Genomic DNA, 18,204 nt, shown 5'->3' with positions numbered 1-18,204 from the left:
GTAACAAAATTGATGGCGTATGGTAACGCGAAGCCCAGGGAGTTTAAAGCCTTCTTAACGCTTACGCGGCATCATGCGCAGCAGCGTGTTGTCCTTCCAGAGATAGTGATGCGCCAGTGCGGCCAGCGCGTGCAGACCAATCAGCCAGTAGCCCAGATTAGCCAGGAAAACATGGTACTGCTTGAGCGTATCCACCAGGTCGAAATTGGCTTCGGCGGCGTGCGGCATGGTGAGACCAAACGCCAGCCACGGGTTACCACGGTTGTACATCATCACCAGGCCGATCAGCGGCAAAGCGATAAACAGCAGATAGATAGCCAGATGCCCAAGGTGCGCCAGACCGGTCATCATCGGCTTGGGTTTCGGCACAATCGGCGGCGCCGGGCGCTTCAGGCGGATCAGCAGACGCGCCACCATCAGCACCAGAATGCTGATACCGCAGGAAACATGCACCATATTGATCATCGGGCGGTCGCTGCGCGGAAACAGTCCGCGCAGTTCCATCGCCGCGTAGGCCACCACCACCAGCAGAAAAACCAGCCAGTGAATCGCAATTTGTAAGCGGGAATATTTATCGTTCATCGCCGGGACACTCTGAAAAGTAATATAAAAAGCAAAATAGCCGCGTTTCCTTAAAAATTCATTAACTTTTTCATATCGATACAAATTAACTGCGCAAAATGACATTGCCCTTCTCCGATGACTGAGCTAAGCCTGGACAGGTGAAACATATAATCCACACTTATCTATCAGCGGTTTCAAGTACACGTATTGGGCTGACACCCCATCATTGACAGGAGAACACCATGAGTAAAATTGGCATTAACGGGTTTGGGCGCATCGGCCGTCTGGTTCTACGCCGCTTACTGGAAGTATCCAGCAGTCATGAAGTGGTCGCGATTAACGACCTCACGTCGCCAAAAGTGCTGGCTTATCTCCTGAAGCACGACTCCAACTATGGCCCCTTCCCGTGGAGCGTTGATTTCACCGACAATGCGCTGATTGTCAACGGTAAAACCATTACCGTTTATGCTGAAAAGGAAGCAAAGAATATCCCATGGACCGCACAGGGCGCCGAACTCATCGTGGAGTGTACCGGCTTCTACACCTCGACGGAAAAATCCCAGGCCCACCTGGACGCCGGGGCTAAAAAAGTGCTGGTCTCCGCGCCGGCCGGTGAGATGAAAACGCTGGTGTTTAACGTCAACGACGATACGTTGAATGCCAGTGACAAGATCATCTCCGTTGCTTCTTGCACCACCAACTGCCTGGCGCCGATGGCTAAAGCGCTCAACGACGCTTTCGGGATTGAAGTGGGGACGATGACCACCATCCACGCCTATACCGGCACCCAGTCGCTGGTCGATGGTCCGCGCGGTAAAGATCTGCGCGCGTCACGCGCGGCCGCTGAAAACATCATTCCGCATACAACCGGCGCGGCGAAAGCGATTGGCCTGGTGATTCCAGCGCTGAGCGGTAAGCTGAAAGGTCACGCCCAGCGCGTACCGACAAAAACCGGCTCGGTGACCGAACTGGTCTCCATTCTCGGTAAAAAAGTCACTGCCGATGAAGTCAACCAGGTGATGAAAAAAGCCGCCGAAAACAACGAATCCTTTGGCTACACCGAGGAAGAGATTGTCTCATCCGATATCATTGGCACCCATTTCGGTTCGGTGTTTGATGCCACTCAGACAGAAGTCACCGAAGCCGGTGGGCTGCAACTAGTGAAAACCGTCTCCTGGTACGATAACGAGTACGGTTTTGTCACCCAACTGATTCGCGTGCTGGAAAAATTCGCCAAAATGTAATGCCTTCGGCGGGCATCTGCGCCCGCCGTTTCTTTCAAAAAATGCTCGTCCAATTTTCGGTTGTGAGCCACGTTGCCGTCGCGGCACACTCGGCAGACACACACAACCGGTAAAAATCATGGATTTCACAGCATTGCATTATCAAGAAAAACCGTTAGTTATCGCCAACGTCTGGGATGCACCAAGCGCCATTGCCGCACAGCAGGCGGGATTCCAGGCCCTTGGCACGTCCAGTGCCGCCATTGCGAATATGCTGGGCTACGCCGACGGCGAAGGAATGGCGTTTGATGAGCTGCTCTATATCGTCCGCCGCATTCGCGCGGTCACCTCATTACCGTTGAGCGTCGATATGGAAGCAGGCTACGCCGATAATCCAGAGGATATTGTCGCTCATTTATGCCAGCTCGCGGCGCTCGGCGTGGTCGGTGTGAATCTGGAAGATAGTCGGATCATCAAAGGCGTTCGCACCCTGGACAACCCAGAGGTTTTCAGCCAACGCCTCAGCGCCGTACGCTCTGGATTATCAGCCAAGGGTTGCCCACTGTTTATCAACGCGCGTACCGATGCCTTTCTATTGAATCTTCCCGATGCATTAAACGTGACACTGTCACGCATAAGCTGTTATGAAACTGGCGGCGCTGACGGCCTGTTTGTCCCTTGTGTCAGCGATGTACAAGATATCGCGGCGTTGGTACAACATACCTCGTTGCCGCTCAACGTCATGTGCGTGCCAGGACTTGCCGACTTCGCTACGCTAGGAAAAATGGGCGTGCGTCGTATTTCGATGGGCAATGCCGTACATTGTGCAATACAAGGTACGCTAAACACTTTACTGTTAACTCTCCACCAGCAGCAGTCATTTGCCGGAGTTTTTTGCGATGAAAATCACCGATAGCGCGCAGTGCGATACCTGGTACGAAGCCCTCCTGGCCCGCGCGTCGGAATATACCGGGGTATTTTTCGTTGGCGTGAAGACCACCGGCGTGTTTTGCATCTCCGTGTGTCGGGCACGCAAGCCAAAGCGTGAAAATGTCGAGTTTTACAGCAATTTCAAATCGGCTCTGGACGCCGGTTATCGTCCCTGCAAAGTCTGCCGTCCTACGGAAAACGCCTGCAGCGCCCCACCCTTTATTGAACAGGCGCTAGCACTGGTTCGGCTCACGCCAAAAGTCCGCGTTAGCGACAGTCAACTGCGGGAACATAACCTTAGCCCCGAGCGCATTCGACGTTGGTTCTTGCAGCATCACGGCATCACCTTTCAGGCGTTTCAACGCATGCAGCGGGTGAATGTTGCTCTGCAAGAGTTAAAAGGAGGACGCCGCACGACCGATGTCGCATTCGATAACGGCTATGAGTCGTTAAGTGGCTTTGGCTATACCTGCAAGAAACTGACCGGGCGCTCACCCGCCGGGCAGCCGCAGACCGTGCTGATTCACCGTTTTACCACCCCGCTCGGCCCAATGTTTGTCTGCGCGACCGAACGCGGCGTCTGCCTGCTGGAATTTGTCGATCGCCGCATGCTGGAGAGCGAATTCAGCGATCTGCAACGGCTGTTACGCGCACGCATCATGGCTGGACAAAATGCCCATACTCAACGGGCCGAGCGCGAAATTGGCGAGTATTTTGCCGGTCAGCGCCAGCAGTTCTCGCTGTCGCTGGATAGCCCCGGCAGCGACTTCCAGCGCAGCGTATGGGCTGCACTACGCCAGTTGCCGTGCGGAGAAACAACCCACTATCAGGCCCTGGCGGAAAGCCTGCACAAACCCACAGCCGCCCGTGCGGTAGCGGCTGCCAACGGCGCGAACCGTATCGCTATCGTCATTCCCTGCCATCGGGTCATCGGCAAAGATGGTTCAATGACTGGCTACGGTGGCGGCATCGCGCGCAAAGCCTGGTTACTTGAACACGAGAAAAAGATCACCCTTAGGCAAAGCGTAAGCTGAAGTCGGGTGTCATATAGCCGCCCAATTCCGGCAAAGTCCCAGAATCCAGCCGGATAAGGCGGCGCCAGGAGCACGCGGAACGGCTATCATGAATCGACGTTCCGCGACGGTTGAGTCTTTGTTTATCGTGTAAAACGTATGATGGAGAGCATTATTTTCTTTTTTAAGCTTTCCAGAGTTTTATCATGCGTAAAATGCCCAACGCGCTGGTATTTATAGCGACAGTGGTTCCAGCAGCGTCGAGCTATTCCAGTGAGCTAAACCTGTACTCCGTGAACACAGGCTCGTTTGTCTACCATATGACCGGTAATCACGGCCAATATAATGAGAAATTCAACAACGATTTCTTTTCCGTTGAACGGAAATTCTCTGCGGAATCAAAATACAGCCTGCTCATTGGGACAATGAAAAACAGCTTTGCCGATCGTTGCCTGACGCTGGGCGTGCGTCGTGACTGGCTGCAGGGCAGTAATCATAACAAAGGGTGGACGTTCAAAGGCATATACGCCTACACCGGCGAGTTCTTTTTCGATGCATTCAGCCACTGCGGGGATGAAGGTGCTTACCATACGGCCAGGAAGATTACCGGCGTGGGGTTCTCTCCGTACATTTATCATGGGCTGCAATATAACTTTACCGACTACTTTGGCCTTGAGAGCGGGATTATTCTGCCATCGATCTTCGTGGTGAGTATGCAGTGGAGTTTCCGTTAAGCGCTTTGTCGTCCCGGCGTCACTATTCGCTTGGCCGGGAAACGATGTTCAAGCCAGGGTACGGCTGGCAAGCGCGCCTTGTAATTGTGGATCGGTGCTGAGCTGCTGCCAGGCCTCCTCGACCGCCTCTGGAATGTCTACATGGGCAATAAAATCTTTGCCCCGCGGCCCATACCCTTGCGCATCATCACGCAAACGCGGCAATTCTCCGAGGATCAGCGACAGGTAGCGCGTTACCGACCATAACCCTTCAACGGGTTGCTTCCAGGCAATGCCGTTCGGCGAATTCACTAATTCCGGTGTAAAGCCCGGATAGCTTAACCAGCACGGTGCATCGCCAACATCCTGCCAGACGCGAGCGAAAGTCGCCATGGTACGGCGCTGCATCGTGGGGTCCTGAATCACCGTGGCGTAAGGGGCGGTGATGCCCTGTTGTTCCATCATGCGACGCGTAAACCAACTATTCTCCCCACAGTTGGTTGAGCGGTCCTCAATCACAATCCGCTCACGCGGAATCTGCCAGAAACGGTAGGCAATTTCCGCCAGCAGCACGGCCTCCGGCTGACCCTGGGTTTCAATACTGCAATAGCGAGGATGTTGGGCAATCGCCTCATAAAGAAACGACGTTGAATGACCAACACCACCGCTAATCAACAACACGCCGCCATATTGACTGACCAGCCGACAGCCGGCATCAATGGTTGGCATCACCGCATTCCCCGCCATCACCACCAGTTGGCTCTCATGCGCGTCCGGTGACGAAGTAAAGTCATTTTGTGCCAGCCAACTACCGAGAAGATTGGCGGCAGCCAGCGTGTTTTCCGACAGATGTAACAGACTCATCGTGAACTCGGCTCCTTTCTTTAACCGTGAATTGCGGGATAAAAACGCCCTCAGCTCAACCATTTTGTAACAAAGATGAAATAACCAGAAACGTCTAAAAACAATGCGGTTGCACCTGAATAATACACTATAAAAATGCAGTTATTTGGAACTTAAAACCGTAAAACAGCGGTTATTAAGTCACAAAAAATGAAAATGACTCTCATTTTAACTCACAAATTTCAACACCGCGCTTGCCAAAGATAACGCCCATATCTAATTTGCTTAACAAACACACAACCTTTTTCACAATCCAGGTTGCACCCCTTTGTAAAAAAGGTGGCACCAGATTTTAACCCAATGTGGCGGGAGTTATTCTTCATGACAATACAAGAAAGCAGCACCACGATCCTGAAAAAGAATAAAAGGGTTTTGATTGCTAGCCTGACGGGCAGTTCCATTGAATGGTTTGATTATTTTCTGTACGGCACAGCTGCTGCATTGGTGTTCAACAAGATATTTTTCCCGATGGTTGATCCGGTCATCGGCTTGATTCTCTCCTACCTTTCCTTCTCGCTGACCTTCTTCATTCGTCCGATTGGCGGCGTCATTTTTGCCCACATTGGCGACCGTATCGGACGTAAAAAAACGCTGGTCTTGACCCTGTCGCTGATGGGAAGTGCAACCGTGATGATCGGTTTGCTGCCGACCTATGACCAGATCGGTATCTGGGCGCCCATTCTGTTGATTCTGATGCGTATCATCCAGGGTATGGGCATCGGCGGCGAATGGGGCGGCGCGCTGCTGCTGGCCTACGAATACGCCCCGGAAAAACGTAAAGGCTTTTTCGGCAGTATTCCGCAGGCGGGCGTGACCATCGGCATGCTGATGGCGACGTTTATCGTCTCGCTGATGACCATGTTTAGTGAAGAGCAGTTCCTCTCCTGGGGCTGGCGTATCCCGTTCCTGATGAGCGCCGTACTGGTCTTGATTGGCCTGTGGATCCGTAAAGATATCGACGAAACCCCGGAATTCAAAAAGGTGAAAGAGTCTGGCAAAGTGGCAAAAGCGCCGCTGCGCGATACCCTGACCCATCACTGGCGTGAAGTGATTATCGCGGCCGGGCTGAAGGTGGTGGAAACCGCGCCGTTCTACATTTTCTCGACCTTTGTGGTCAGCTACGCCACCACCACCCTGACCTATCAAAAATCACAGGTGCTGGAAGCCGTTACGCTCGGGGCGCTGGTGTCGACGGTGATGATCCCGCTAATGGGCCTGCTGTCTGACAAAATTGGCCGTCAACGCATGTATGCCATCAGCGTCGTACTGCTGGGCCTGTTTATCGTTCCGTGGTTTATGCTGCTTAACACCGGTACCACCTGGGGCATTATTCTGGCAACGGTGATCACTTTTGGGATCCTGTGGTCGCCCATTACCGCCGTGCTGGGGACGCTGTGTTCGGAAATTTTCAGCGCCAACGTCCGCTACACCGGTATCACGCTCGGCTATCAGATTGGCGCCGCGCTGGCTGGCGGCACCGCCCCGCTGATCGCCACCGGCCTGCTGGCAAAATACAACGGTGACTGGGTGCCGGTTGCGTGGTATCTGGCCGCCACAGTGGCTATCTCGCTGACCGCCATTTTCTTCGCCAGCCGCAGTAAGCGTCATACGTCCTCGGTTAACGCGCAGGCCAGCCAGATCTAAACCAGAAGCCCGGCCAGAGCCACCGCGCCTGGCCGGGTTATCCACGACTAGTCACTACCCAATCACAATTATTTTTCACATTCTCTTGAATTATGGTTCACAGCGAACTTAGAATCATTAGAGCTCTAATGATTCTGAATAAACGCCATGGACAACCGCCAGCTGAATTTCTCCCATCTTCTCTACCTGACCGCCCACCACTGGCGGCTTGCCGTTGACCGCCGTCTGAAAGGGTTAGGCATGAGCCAGGCGACCTGGGTTGCCGTTGCCAGCATTGCGCGTAACGAACGCCCGCTGTCACAAACTGAACTGGCGCAGGAACTGGGCGTAGAAGGCGCTACCGTGGTGCCATTGATCAATCGGTTGGTCAGTCTCGGGCTGGTCGAACGCGTTATCACCGAGCGCGATAAACGTAAACGTCTGCTGGTCGCGACGGAGAAAGGTATCGCGCTGTATCATCAGGTGAAAGACGTCGCCGACACCTTGCGCGAAGAGATAATGACCGTCATCACGCCTCAGGAGCAGGAACAGACCTACGAGGTGCTGATGAAGTTGCTACGTGAAGTGGAGAAAAAATAATGGCTCCGCCACGTCGCGACCCTTACGCCCCTCACGACTGGGAACCGCACGAAAAACCGGCCATCCTCGGCTCGCCATCAACGCCCATCCACAGCACGCCAAAGCGCATCGCCTACGGTATTGTTGGGCTACTGGTATGCCTGACTGGCGCGCTTGGCAACGCGGTGGTCACCGCCAACCTGCAGAATTTACAAGGCTCCTTCGCCGCCTGGTCAACGGAGATTGCCTGGCTGCCCGCGGTATACGTGATGACCAACGTCTCAATTAACCTGCTGCTGGTGAAGTTCCGCCAACAGTATGGCCTGCGCGCGTTTACCGAAGGTTTCCTCGTTCTGTACGTGCTGGTGACTTTCTTTCATCTGTTCGTCAACGATCTCAGCTCCGCGTTGATGGTTCGCGCGGCCCACGGCATGGTGGCCGCCGCGCTCAGTTCTCTCGGTATCTACTATCAGGTTCAGGCCTGGCCGGCGAAACACCGCCTGAAGGCGCTAACCATTGGAATTACCGGGTCGTCGCTGGCCATTCCTCTCGCCCGCCTGTTTTCCACCGAACTGCTGCAAATTGACGAATGGCGCGGGCTTTATTTCTTCGAACTGGGGCTGGCGTTAATTTCGCTGGCCTGCGTGATTGCGCTGAAGTTGCCGCCAAGCGATCGCAAGAAAGTCTTCGAGAAAAAAGACTTTATCACCTTCATGCTGCTGGCGCCGGGCATGGCGCTAATCTGTGCCGTACTTTCGCTGGGCCGCCTCGACTGGTGGTTCGAAGCGCCGTGGATTGGCTGGTCACTCGCCGCCGCGATCGTCTTGATTGTCGCCGCCGTCACGTTTGAACATAACCGTCGCAACCCGCTGCTCAATACCCGTTGGCTTTCCAGCGGCAGTATTCTGCGTTTGGGGTTGATTATGGTGTTAATCCGTATTGTTCTGGCGGAACAAAACACCGGCGTGATCGGCTGGCTGCAGTATGTCGGCCTGCAAAATGAGCAGATGACCGATCTGGCCTGGGCGATTTTCGCCGGCATCGTATGCGGTATTATCGCCAGCTGTCTGACGCTAAACCCGCGCCGTCTGTACTGGCCCACCGCCACGGCGCTGACCCTTATCATGATTGCCTCGCTGCTCGACAGCCAATCCAACAGCCTGACGCGCCCGGACCAACTGATGTTCAGCCAGTTTCTGCTCGGCTTCGGCAGCGCCTTTTTCCTCGCTCCGGCAATGCTGGCGGGCATCGGCGGCGTGGTGGCCGACCAGCGCAATCTGGTGAGCTTCTCGGTGCTGTTTGGCATGAGTCAGAACGTCGGCGGCCTGCTGGGTTCCGCCATTCTCGGCACCTTTCAGACCTGGCGTGAAAAATTCCACTCCAGCCAGCTTGCCGACCAGATAACCACCCTCAACCCACTGATTAATGAACGTTTGCAGCAGTATGCACAGCAGTACCAAAGCCAGATTGGCGATAGCGCGCTACTCAACGTTCAGGCCAGCAGCGTCCTGCAAACCCTCTCGACGCTGGAGGCCAATATCCTCGCCTACAATGACACCTATATGCTGACGGCCGCGATTTCCGCCGCGACGCTGCTGTGGGTGTTCTGGCGATTATGCAGACTGAAAATCACTGCTCATATTGCGCTGAAACGCGCGACGGGCAGCAAGTAACAACAAGAGAGATCCGGAGTCGTCATGAGTCAGCAGGACGCGGCCCAGCAACAGGCCAACACCCGAAACAACATCCGCGTGGTGTCTATTTTTACCGCCGCCGCTATCGGCCTGGTCGGCGTACTGGTTGTGCTGTACGCCTGGCAGCTGCCGCCCTTCACCCGCCATAGCCAGTTTACCGATAACGCCTATGTACGCGGCCTGACCACCTTTATCAGCCCGCAGGTCAGCGGTTATGTCACCGGCGTTAACGTGCAGGATTTTAATCAGGTGAAAAAAGGTCAGGTGCTGTTTCAGATTGACGATCGCATCTATAAACAGCGCGTACATCAGGCGCAGGCTCAGTTGGCCATGAAAGAGGCTGCGTTAAAAAACAATCTTCAGCAGCGGAAAAGCGCCGAGGCGGTGATCGTCCGTAACGAAGCGGCGCTACAAAACGCGCGCGCGCAGAATCTTAAATCGCAGGCAGATTTAAAACGCGTGCAGGAACTCACCGCCGATGGCTCGCTGTCCGTTCGCGAGCGCGATTCCGCTCGCGCCAGCGCCGCGCAGGGTGCTGCCAATATTGAACAGGCGAAAGCCACGCTGGAGATGTCGCGTCAGGATCTGCAGTCCACCATCGTTAACCGCGACTCGCTGGAAGCGGACGTTGCCAACGCCAAAGCGGCGCTGGAACTGGCGGAAATTGACCTGCAAAACACGCGCATTATCGCCCCCACCGATGGGCAGCTCGGGCAGATTGCCGTGCGTTTAGGCGCATACGTCACCGCGGGCACGCACCTGACGCCGCTGGTTCCCCCGCAGCACTGGGTCATTGCTAATCTGAAAGAAACGCAGTTGGCAAACATCCGCGTCGGCCAGCCAGCGACGTTTAGCGTTGACGCCCTGAACAGCGAGAAATTCCGCGGTACCGTACAAAGTATCTCGCCCGCCACTGGCGTCGAGTTCAGCGCCATTTCGCCGGACAACGCCACCGGTAACTTCGTCAAAATCGCCCAACGTATTCCGGTACGTATTGCTGTTGACGACGGGCAAAAAAACCTTGAACGTCTGCGTCCAGGGATGTCGGTACAGGTGACCATTGATACGCGCGCGGAGACGGAAAAATGATCCGTCCTCAGGCCCTTGCTTTAGCGCTCGCCCTGGTGGGTTGCCAGTCGGCGGATGTCCAGCAAGCGCAACCTACGCTGGCAATCCCTGCCGCCTGGCGCGCCGATATTGGCCCAACCAGCACCGTGGAAGGCGTCTGGTGGCGTAACTTCCACGACAGTGCGCTGAATCAATACGTCGACCAGGCACTGCGCCATAACAGCGACGTGCTGATCGCCCGCGAGCGGGTCAACGAATATCAGGCCCGCGCTTACGCCGCCGACAGCAGCCTGTTTCCCTCACTGGATGCCAGCCTGAGCGGAAGCCGCGCTCGCGCACAGTCTGCCGCCACAGGCCTGCCGATTCACAGCACCGTCTATAAAGGTGGGCTGACGGCAAGTTACGATGTCGATCTGTGGGGCGCAAACCGCAGCGCCGCTGATGCCGCACAGGCCAGTCTGGAGGCGCAAAAAGCCGCAGCCGCCGCTGCTGACCTGACGGTGGCGACCGCCGTCGCCTCCGGCTATGTCACTCTGCTTTCACTGGACCAGCAGCTGCGCGTCACTGAACAGACGCTGAAATCGCGCGAAGATGCCTGGCATCTGGCAAAACGGCAGTTTGAGACCGGTTATACTTCGCGGCTCGAACTCATGCAGGCGGACTCCGAGCTGCGGGCAACGCGCGCTCAGGTTCCGGTATTACGTCATCAGATTGCGCAGCAGGAGAACGCGCTGAGCGTATTGCTGGGCAATAATCCCGGCGCTGTCGCTCGCCATGAGTTTGCGCAGCTCACGCCGCTAACCTTGCCTTCTCAGCTACCGTCGACGCTTCTGGATCGTCGACCGGATATCGTTCAGGCACAGCGTCAGCTGCTGGCGGCTGATGCCACACTGGCCTCGTCGAAAGCGCAGCTGCTGCCGTCCATCAACCTGACCGCCACCGGTACCCTCCAGGATCGCTCCCTGCCCGACCTACTCGATAACCCGCTGCGCTTATGGAGCCTTGGCGGCAGTATTCTGGCGCCGCTGTTTAACCGTCAAGCATTGAATGCGCAGGTTGACGTGTCGATGGCTCAACGCAATCAGGCGCTGTACGGCTATGAGAAAACGGTGCGTAACGCCTTTAAAGAGGTGAATGATAGTCTTGACGCTATCACTCGCTACGGCGAGCAGTTGGCAGAGCTCCAGGGGCAAGAAAGCGTGGCCCAGGAAACGCTGCGCATTGCGCAGAACCGCTATCGCAACGGTTACTCCTCGTATCTTGATGTGCTGGATGCCCAGCGCACGCTGTTTTCAACGCAATTAAGCGCGGTGCAGGTAAAGAACAACCTGCTGCTGGCGCAAATCGATCTTTACCGGTCGCTTGGAGGCGGCTGGTCTTCAGTGTCAGGCTGACAAAACCTTAAAGGTGTCACAATGCAAAAGCAGTGGTCTGAGGTTGATAAGTATCTGATCGAAAATTTAGTCCCCACCGATGCCGTATTGGCGCAGGTGCTGGAAAACAATCATCGTGCGGGTCTCCCCGAGCATGATGTCGCCGCTAATCAGGGGCAGCTGCTGGCGCTGTTTGTCCGTATGGTGGGGGCGAAATCCATTCTTGAGATTGGCACGCTTGGGGCTTACAGCACCATCTGGATGGCTCGCGAGCTGCCGCCTGGCGGGCGTTTAATCACCCTGGAGGCCGATCCGCTGCATGCGCGGGTGGCGCGGGAAAATATCGCGCTGGCGGGTCTGGAGGATCGCATTACGCTGCGTGAAGGCCCGGCGCTGGATACATTAGCGACGCTGGAGGACGCCGCGCCGTTCGACCTGATTTTCATCGATGCCGATAAACCGAATAACCCCTACTACCTGCAATGGGCGCTGAAATACTCACGGCCCGGTACGCTGATTATCGGTGATAACGTAGTACGCGACGGCGAAGTCACCCATCCAGACAGCGATGATGAGCGCGTACAGGGCGTCCGCCGGTTTATTGAGATGATGCGTAACGACCCGCGCCTGACGGCGACGGCACTACAAACCGTGGGCATCAAAGGCTGGGATGGTTTTACGCTGGCATGGGTGAACGCGTAACGCGGTGACGGACAATGCGATCCCTCCTGCATTCCTCCTGATTCGCACTGGTATTTGCGCGTCGCGAGTTGCACCATCGGGCAAACGATGATGAGGGACGCATGATGACACGACGTTTTTTACTGGTTTCACTGCTGGCCTTTTCCGCCAGCAGCTTTGCCGCCGATTACCCCGTTTTAACCCAAGCTGCGCCGGAGTCGGTGGGCCTTGATCGCGCCCGGCTTGATAAGCTGGATAGCTGGATTCAGGATCAAATTAATCAGGGTTACCCCAGCCTCAATCTGCTGATCGTTAAAGACAACCATATTGTTTATCAAAAAGCATTTGGCGATGCGAAGAAGTACGACGGTTCCACGTTAATGTCCTCACCGCTTCGAGCCACCACCGCCACGCTGTACGATCTCGCCTCGAATACCAAAATGTATGCCACCAATTTTGCGCTGCAGAAACTGGTCTATGAAGGCAAAATCCGCATCGATGACCGCGTTGCCACCTACCTGCCCGGCTTTGCCGACCGGCCAGAGGATAAGATTAAAGGTAAGGACACGCTGCGCATCAGCGATATTCTGCACCACACCGCAGGATTTCCCGCCGACCCGCAATACCCTAATCCACAGGTTGCCGGAAAACTCTACTCCCAGGATAAAGTCACTACGCTGGAGATGATTAAGCGCACGCCGTTGCAATATGCGCCGGGCACAAAGCATGTCTATAGCGACGTTGATTATATGATCCTCGGTTTTATCATCGAATCAGTAACGGGTATGCCGCTGGATAGCTATGTTGAGCAGATAATCTACCGTCCATTAGGGTTAACCCATACGCTATTTAATCCGTTGCAAAAAGGCTTCAGCCGCAATCAGATAGCGGCTACTGAACTTAACGGCAACACCCGTGACGGCGTTATCCATTTTCCGCATATCCGCACTCAGACAATCTGGGGGGAAGTGCATGATGAGAAGGCCTGGTATGCGATGGGCGGCGTCTCCGGCCACGCAGGATTATTTTCGAATACCCATGATATGGCAGTGTTGATGCAGGTGATGCTCAACGGCGGCGGTTACGGAAAGGTGAAGCTATTTGACGCAAAAACGGTAGGCGATTTCACCCGCAGTTCAAAAGCGGATGCTACCTTCGGCCTTGGCTGGCGGGTAAACGGCAATTCGTCGATGACCACCACTTTCGGCAGCTTAAGCAACCAGCAGGTTTACGGCCATACCGGCTGGACCGGTACGCTGACGGCTATCGACCCGGTTAATCATATGGCGATAGTAATCCTCGGCAATCGCCCACACTCGCCGGTGGCTAACCCGAAAGCGAACCCCAATCAGTTCGTCAGCGGGCAACTGCCCATTGCCACCTATGGCTGGATTGTCGATCAGATCTATGGGGCATTGAAACAGTAAAGCGGCTTTGCAAAGGCATTCGAGACGCTACGCAGATTGACGAACGGCAGGATGATTTGCGTCGCGCATCGACGTAGAATTCGCCGCAAGCCGGGATTATCCGGTGAGGCGCAGTGTTGCGGGGGCTTGATCCCCGGTGGCGTTGTTGCTGGAAAGAGAAAACCCCCGCACATTGTTCGGTGTAAACCGGCAACATAACGGGGGCTAATCTTGAACCTCAACAATTCAAGGATAGCCGCGAACCGTTGCCATTGCAACCACAGGCGGCTGTATGACGCTAATGCAGTTTAGCGTTATTTTCTGGCACGATCTTGCCGCTCCTGTCATCGCTGGCGTTCTCGTTAGTGTGATTGTGAGCAGGTGGCGTAACCGGAAGTAACGCATTCTGATGGGCGTTATGATCCGCCACAATGGCAACATGCGCCCGAACCAGGCCGCAGGGGTAAACCTTGCGGCCTTTTTCGTCAACTTACGCCGTAATCTGCTCCATCGCCTGCAAAATACGCTTATCCGAAATCGGATACGGCGTCCCTAACTGCTGCGCGAAGAAGCTGACGCGCAGCTCTTCAATCATCCAGCGGATCTCCTTCACATCGTCATCCTCACGCCGTGACGGCGGCAGCTTGTTCAGCCACTGTTGCCATGACTGTTGAACGCTCTCTACCTTCAGCATCTGCGCACGGTCGCGATGCGGGTCGACGGCCATTTTCTCCAGCCGTTTTTCAATTGCCTGCAGGTAACGCAGCGTATCGCCCAGGCGACGGAACCCGTTGCCGGTGACGAAACCGCGATAAACCAGACCGTTCATCTGCGCCTTAATATCCGACAGCCCCAGCGCCATGGTCATGTCCACGCGGCCTTTCAGACGTTTGTTGACGTTAAATACCGCCGTGAGGATTTGCTCAACCTGTTTAGCAATCTCGACCACCGTCTCGTTAAGATCGGCGCGCACTTTCTCATGCAGCGCGTTAAAGCCCGCTTCGGTCCACACCGGGCCGCCGGCCTCGTCGATCAGCTTATCGACACCGCAGGAGATGCAGTCATCAATCAGATCCAGCACTTTGCCGTAAGGGTTAAAATACAGCCCCAGCTTGGCTTTGTTCGGCAACTTCTCGTGCAGATACTTGATCGGCGACGGGATGTTCAGCAGCAGTAAACGGCGCAGACCGCGCCACATTGCCTGCTGTTGTTCCAGTTCGTTATCAAACAGCTTGATGGCGACACTGTCGCGTTCGTCCACCAACGCAGGCCAGGCTTTCACCTTATAGTTGCCGCGCTTTTGTTCGTAGCGGTCCGGCAGGTCGCCAAAACTCCAGATATGCAGTCCATTCTGCTCGATACCATCGTCAGCCACCGCCGAGAGGGTCTCCTGCACTTTGCCCTTCAGTCCGTCCTTAAGCTCCTGCAAAGAGCGGCCTTCCTGAAGTTTTTTGTTTTTATCGTCCACCACGCGGAACGTGATTTTCAGGTGATCGGGCACCTGATCCCACTGCCAGGCGTCGCGGTCAACCGTCACACCTGTCATCCGTCGCAGCTCACGCTCCAGCGAATCGAGCAGCGGTAACTCCAGCGGCGTGACGCGGCCTAAAAACGCTTCGGCATAATTGGGTGCAGGCACAAAGTTACGGCGCACCGGCTTCGGTAACGATTTAATCAGGGCGATAATCAGCTCGCGGCGCAACCCTGGGATCTGCCACTCAAACCCGGCCTCTTCCACCTGGTTTAACAGCGGCAGCGGAATATGCACCGTCACGCCGTCGGCATCTGCCCCGGGTTCAAACTGGTAGCTCAGACGCAGCTTGAGATTGCCCTGATGCCAGAAGTTCGGGTAGTCCAGCTTGCTGACCTGCTCCGCCCCTTCTTTGATCAGCATGCTCTTCTCAAAGTTGAGCAGATCCGGCGTTTCGCGGCTGGCCTGTTTCCACCACTTGTCAAAGTGGCGCGCGGAAATCACCTCATGGCTGATACGCTGGTCGTAAAATTCAAACATCGTTTCATCATCGACCAGAATGTCGCGACGACGTGACTTATGTTCCAGCTCTTCAATTTCGCTACGCAGCTTCAGGTTATCGCGGAAGAAAGCGTGACGGGTTTGCCAGTCGCCTTCCACCAGCGCGTGACGAATAAACAGCTCGCGGCACAGCGCCGGGTCAATCTGGCTGTAGTTGACCTTACGCGCGGCAACGATCGGCAGGCCATAGACGGTGACCTTTTCAGTGGCCATCACCGCGCCCTGCGCCCGCTCCCAGTGCGGTTCACTATAGGAGCGCTTCATCAAATGCTGGGCGACTGGCTCAACCCATTCCGGGTCGATGCGCGCAGCGATACGCCCCCACAGACGACTGGTTTCAACCAGCTCGGCAACCATCGTCCATTTTGGCGGCTTCTTAAATAACCCTGAGCCAGGGAAGATGGAGAAACGCGCGTTACGCGCGCCGGTAAACTCCTGTTTATCCGCGTCTTTCATACCAATGTGCGACAACAGGCCAGTTAATAGCGCGACGTGAATTTCACGGTATGCCGCCGGCTCGCTATTGACCGGAATGCCCAGCTCTTTCACCACCTGCCGCAGCTGGGTGTAGATATCCTGCCACTCACGCACGCGCAGATAGTTGAGGAAATCGAGCTTACATTGGCGGCGGAACTGGTTAGACGACAGCGCTTTCTGCTGCTCGCCGAGGTAGTTCCACAGATTAACGAACGCCAGGAAATCAGACTCTTTATCGTGGAAGCGGCGATGTTTTTCATCGGAAGCCTGCTGTTTGTCCATCGGGCGCTCGCGCGGATCCTGAATGGATAGCGCCGAGGTGATGATCATCGCCTCACGCACGCAGCCGTGTTTCTGCGCTTCCAGCACCATCCGCGCCAGACGCGGGTCGACCGGCAACTGACTCAACTGGCGGCCTAATGGCGTCAGCTTATAAGCGGTTTGCTGCTCGTCGGTGGTGATGGCGCTCAGCTCTTCCAGCAGACGCACGCCGTCCTGAATATTGCGTTTATCCGGCGCTTCGACAAACGGAAACGCCGCGATATCGCCCAGACCCAACGCGGTCATCTGCAAAATAACGGACGCCAGGTTGGTACGCAGAATTTCCGGGTCGGTAAACTCAGGGCGAGACAAGAAGTCGTCTTCTGAATAGAGACGAATACAGATCCCTTCAGAGACACGCCCGCAGCGGCCTTTACGCTGGTTAGCGGAAGCCTGCGACACTGGCTCAATCGGCAGCCGTTGTACCTTCGTACGGTAGCTATAGCGACTGATACGCGCAGTACCGGGGTCTATCACGTATTTAATACCCGGTACGGTCAGCGAGGTTTCCGCCACGTTGGTGGCCAGCACGATACGTCGCCCGCTATGCGGCTGGAAGACGCGGTTCTGTTCGCTGTTCGACAACCGCGCGTACAGCGGCAAAATTTCGGTATGCCGCAGATCGCGTTTGCTCAGCGCATCGGCGGTATCGCGGATTTCACGCTCACCGCTCATAAAGATCAGAATATCACCTGGGCTCTCCTGCCCCAGTTCATCCACGGCGTCAAAAATCGCCTGCAGCTGATCACGTTCAGTATCGTCCGCCTCTTCCACGATCGGGCGATAACGCACTTCGACCGGATAAGTGCGGCCAGAAACTTCAATAATTGGCGCGTTGTTAAAGTGCCGGGAGAAGCGTTCCGGGTCGATGGTTGCCGAGGTGATGATCACTTTCAGGTCAGGGCGACGCGGCAGCAGTTCTTTCAGATAACCGAGCAGGAAATCGATGTTCAGACTGCGTTCGTGCGCTTCATCGATGATGATGGTGTCGTACTGCATCAGCAGGCGGTCCTGCTGAATTTCAGCCAGCAGAATACCGTCGGTCATCAATTTGACCATCGTGTTATCGCTGACGTGATCGCTGAATCGCACCTTATAACCAATGCAGCCACCGGGTTCGGTTTTCAGCTCTTCAGCAATACGGTTGGCGACGGTTCGCGCCGCCAGACGACGCGGCTGAGTATGGCCAATCAGGCCTTTAATGCCGCGCCCAAGCTCCATACAGATTTTCGGTAGCTGAGTGGTTTTACCCGAACCTGTCTCACCGGCAACAATCACCACCTGGTTATCGCGGACCGCGTTGAGGATGTCCTGTTTTTTCTGGCTGACAGGCAGATTTTCCGGGTAGTCAATGACCGGGCGTGACGCTTCACGCAGCACAACCTTACCGGCAGCCTGTTCAATTTCCTGCGCCATCTCCTGGTAAATGGCCTGTTGAGCATCAGGATTTTTAACTTTCTTAACGCCGTGCAGTCGACGGGCAAACCGCTGTTTATCCCGCAAGGTTAGCGCATCAAGGCGCTGACTAAGCATAGCGAAGGTTATTTTTTGTTGTTCTGTCATAGTCTTATTGGGCAGTACAGTGCCTGGAAAAACGCTTATCA

At 55.4% G+C, this 18,204-nt stretch carries 15 protein-coding genes; 12 read left to right on the top strand and 3 right to left on the bottom strand.

Annotation, left to right across the window (positions count from 1 at the left end; all coding sequences use genetic code 11):
- Positions 1-54 precede the first annotated feature (54 nt).
- Positions 55-582 (bottom strand): cytochrome b561, encoded by a 528-nt coding sequence (gene cybB, locus GY169_RS10995; protein WP_163446469.1) that lies wholly within the window; start codon positions 580-582, stop codon positions 55-57.
- A 224-nt stretch (positions 583-806) separates the two neighbouring features.
- Between cybB and gap the strand changes: the two genes are divergently transcribed.
- The 4 genes from gap to GY169_RS10975 all read left to right on the top strand — a co-directional run bounded on the left by gap (position 807) and on the right by GY169_RS10975 (position 4,464).
- On the top strand, positions 807-1,808 hold the full coding sequence (gene gap, locus GY169_RS10990; protein WP_064545194.1) for a type I glyceraldehyde-3-phosphate dehydrogenase: 1,002 nt from the start codon (positions 807-809) through the stop codon (positions 1,806-1,808).
- A 118-nt stretch (positions 1,809-1,926) separates the two neighbouring features.
- Complete coding sequence (locus tag GY169_RS10985) at positions 1,927-2,703, top strand: isocitrate lyase/phosphoenolpyruvate mutase family protein (protein WP_167575747.1); 777 nt, start codon at positions 1,927-1,929, stop codon at positions 2,701-2,703.
- Positions 2,687-3,751 carry a bifunctional transcriptional activator/DNA repair enzyme AdaA gene (locus GY169_RS10980; protein ID WP_167575746.1) on the top strand — a complete coding sequence of 355 codons (1,065 nt, stop codon included), beginning with the start codon at positions 2,687-2,689 and terminating at the stop codon, positions 3,749-3,751. The genes GY169_RS10985 and GY169_RS10980 overlap by 17 nt, the downstream gene beginning before the upstream one ends.
- A 194-nt stretch (positions 3,752-3,945) precedes the next feature.
- Positions 3,946-4,464 carry a hypothetical protein gene (locus tag GY169_RS10975; RefSeq protein WP_411908126.1) on the top strand — a complete coding sequence of 173 codons (519 nt, stop codon included), beginning with the start codon at positions 3,946-3,948 and terminating at the stop codon, positions 4,462-4,464.
- 48 nt (positions 4,465-4,512) lie between these two features.
- On the opposite strand, the gene GY169_RS10970 is transcribed toward GY169_RS10975, so the two are convergent.
- Positions 4,513-5,307 (bottom strand): YdcF family protein, encoded by a 795-nt coding sequence (locus GY169_RS10970; protein WP_167575745.1) that lies wholly within the window; start codon positions 5,305-5,307, stop codon positions 4,513-4,515.
- 360 nt (positions 5,308-5,667) lie between these two features.
- On the opposite strand from GY169_RS10970, the gene GY169_RS10965 reads away from it, so the two are divergent.
- The 8 genes from GY169_RS10965 to GY169_RS10925 all read left to right on the top strand — a co-directional run bounded on the left by GY169_RS10965 (position 5,668) and on the right by GY169_RS10925 (position 14,170).
- A complete protein-coding gene (locus tag GY169_RS10965; RefSeq protein ID WP_167575744.1) occupies positions 5,668-6,990 on the top strand; it encodes an MFS transporter in 1,323 nt (440 codons plus the stop codon).
- Positions 6,991-7,137: 147 nt separating this feature from the next.
- A complete protein-coding gene (locus GY169_RS10960; RefSeq protein ID WP_163446475.1) occupies positions 7,138-7,569 on the top strand; it encodes a MarR family winged helix-turn-helix transcriptional regulator in 432 nt (143 codons plus the stop codon).
- On the top strand, positions 7,569-9,221 hold the full coding sequence (locus GY169_RS10955) for an MFS transporter (protein WP_163446476.1): 1,653 nt from the start codon (positions 7,569-7,571) through the stop codon (positions 9,219-9,221). Before GY169_RS10960 ends, GY169_RS10955 begins: the two co-directional genes overlap by 1 nt.
- Positions 9,222-9,245: 24 nt before the next feature.
- A complete protein-coding gene (locus GY169_RS10950) occupies positions 9,246-10,331 on the top strand; it encodes an HlyD family secretion protein (protein ID WP_167575743.1) in 1,086 nt (361 codons plus the stop codon).
- A complete protein-coding gene (locus GY169_RS10945) occupies positions 10,328-11,704 on the top strand; it encodes an efflux transporter outer membrane subunit (protein ID WP_167575742.1) in 1,377 nt (458 codons plus the stop codon). The genes GY169_RS10950 and GY169_RS10945 overlap by 4 nt, the downstream gene beginning before the upstream one ends.
- A gap of 21 nt (positions 11,705-11,725) precedes the next feature.
- The gene (locus tag GY169_RS10940; protein WP_167575741.1) at positions 11,726-12,385 is read left to right on the top strand and encodes an O-methyltransferase; all 660 of its coding nucleotides are present in this window, start codon (positions 11,726-11,728) and stop codon (positions 12,383-12,385) included.
- Positions 12,386-12,489: 104 nt separating this feature from the next.
- Positions 12,490-13,791: a penicillin binding protein PBP4B gene (pbp4b, locus tag GY169_RS10935; RefSeq protein ID WP_167577288.1), complete on the top strand. Its 1,302-nt coding sequence runs from the start codon at positions 12,490-12,492 to the stop codon at positions 13,789-13,791.
- Positions 13,792-14,062: 271 nt separating this feature from the next.
- Positions 14,063-14,170 carry a type I toxin-antitoxin system toxin Ldr family protein gene (locus GY169_RS10925; protein ID WP_163446480.1) on the top strand — a complete coding sequence of 36 codons (108 nt, stop codon included), beginning with the start codon at positions 14,063-14,065 and terminating at the stop codon, positions 14,168-14,170.
- A 90-nt stretch (positions 14,171-14,260) separates the two neighbouring features.
- On the opposite strand, the gene hrpA is transcribed toward GY169_RS10925, so the two are convergent.
- Positions 14,261-18,163, bottom strand: coding sequence for an ATP-dependent RNA helicase HrpA (gene hrpA, locus GY169_RS10920; protein WP_167575740.1), 3,903 nt, complete (start codon positions 18,161-18,163; stop codon positions 14,261-14,263).
- Positions 18,164-18,204: the final 41 nt, after the last annotated feature.

This window comes from Kluyvera genomosp. 3 (genome assembly GCF_011765685.1).
GTDB classification, from domain to species: Bacteria; Pseudomonadota; Gammaproteobacteria; order Enterobacterales; family Enterobacteriaceae; genus Kluyvera; species Kluyvera georgiana_A.
The sequence above is the reverse complement of the archived record's forward strand: the minus strand, read 5'-3'. Positions and strand labels throughout refer to the sequence as shown.

What these genes read in the sequence shown, in the direction of transcription:
- cybB (WP_163446469.1), bottom strand. Translation starts at nt 582, where the DNA reads ATGAACGATAAATATTCCCGCTTACAAATTGCGATTCACTGGCTGGTT.
- gap (WP_064545194.1), top strand. Translation starts at nt 807, where the DNA reads ATGAGTAAAATTGGCATTAACGGGTTTGGGCGCATCGGCCGTCTGGTT.
- GY169_RS10985 (WP_167575747.1), top strand. Translation starts at nt 1,927, where the DNA reads ATGGATTTCACAGCATTGCATTATCAAGAAAAACCGTTAGTTATCGCC.
- GY169_RS10980 (WP_167575746.1), top strand. Translation starts at nt 2,687, where the DNA reads ATGAAAATCACCGATAGCGCGCAGTGCGATACCTGGTACGAAGCCCTC.
- GY169_RS10975 (WP_411908126.1), top strand. Translation starts at nt 3,946, where the DNA reads ATGCCCAACGCGCTGGTATTTATAGCGACAGTGGTTCCAGCAGCGTCG.
- GY169_RS10970 (WP_167575745.1), bottom strand. Translation starts at nt 5,307, where the DNA reads ATGAGTCTGTTACATCTGTCGGAAAACACGCTGGCTGCCGCCAATCTT.
- GY169_RS10965 (WP_167575744.1), top strand. Translation starts at nt 5,668, where the DNA reads ATGACAATACAAGAAAGCAGCACCACGATCCTGAAAAAGAATAAAAGG.
- GY169_RS10960 (WP_163446475.1), top strand. Translation starts at nt 7,138, where the DNA reads ATGGACAACCGCCAGCTGAATTTCTCCCATCTTCTCTACCTGACCGCC.
- GY169_RS10955 (WP_163446476.1), top strand. Translation starts at nt 7,569, where the DNA reads ATGGCTCCGCCACGTCGCGACCCTTACGCCCCTCACGACTGGGAACCG.
- GY169_RS10950 (WP_167575743.1), top strand. Translation starts at nt 9,246, where the DNA reads ATGAGTCAGCAGGACGCGGCCCAGCAACAGGCCAACACCCGAAACAAC.
- GY169_RS10945 (WP_167575742.1), top strand. Translation starts at nt 10,328, where the DNA reads ATGATCCGTCCTCAGGCCCTTGCTTTAGCGCTCGCCCTGGTGGGTTGC.
- GY169_RS10940 (WP_167575741.1), top strand. Translation starts at nt 11,726, where the DNA reads ATGCAAAAGCAGTGGTCTGAGGTTGATAAGTATCTGATCGAAAATTTA.
- pbp4b (WP_167577288.1), top strand. Translation starts at nt 12,490, where the DNA reads ATGACACGACGTTTTTTACTGGTTTCACTGCTGGCCTTTTCCGCCAGC.
- GY169_RS10925 (WP_163446480.1), top strand. Translation starts at nt 14,063, where the DNA reads ATGACGCTAATGCAGTTTAGCGTTATTTTCTGGCACGATCTTGCCGCT.
- hrpA (WP_167575740.1), bottom strand. Translation starts at nt 18,163, where the DNA reads ATGACAGAACAACAAAAAATAACCTTCGCTATGCTTAGTCAGCGCCTT.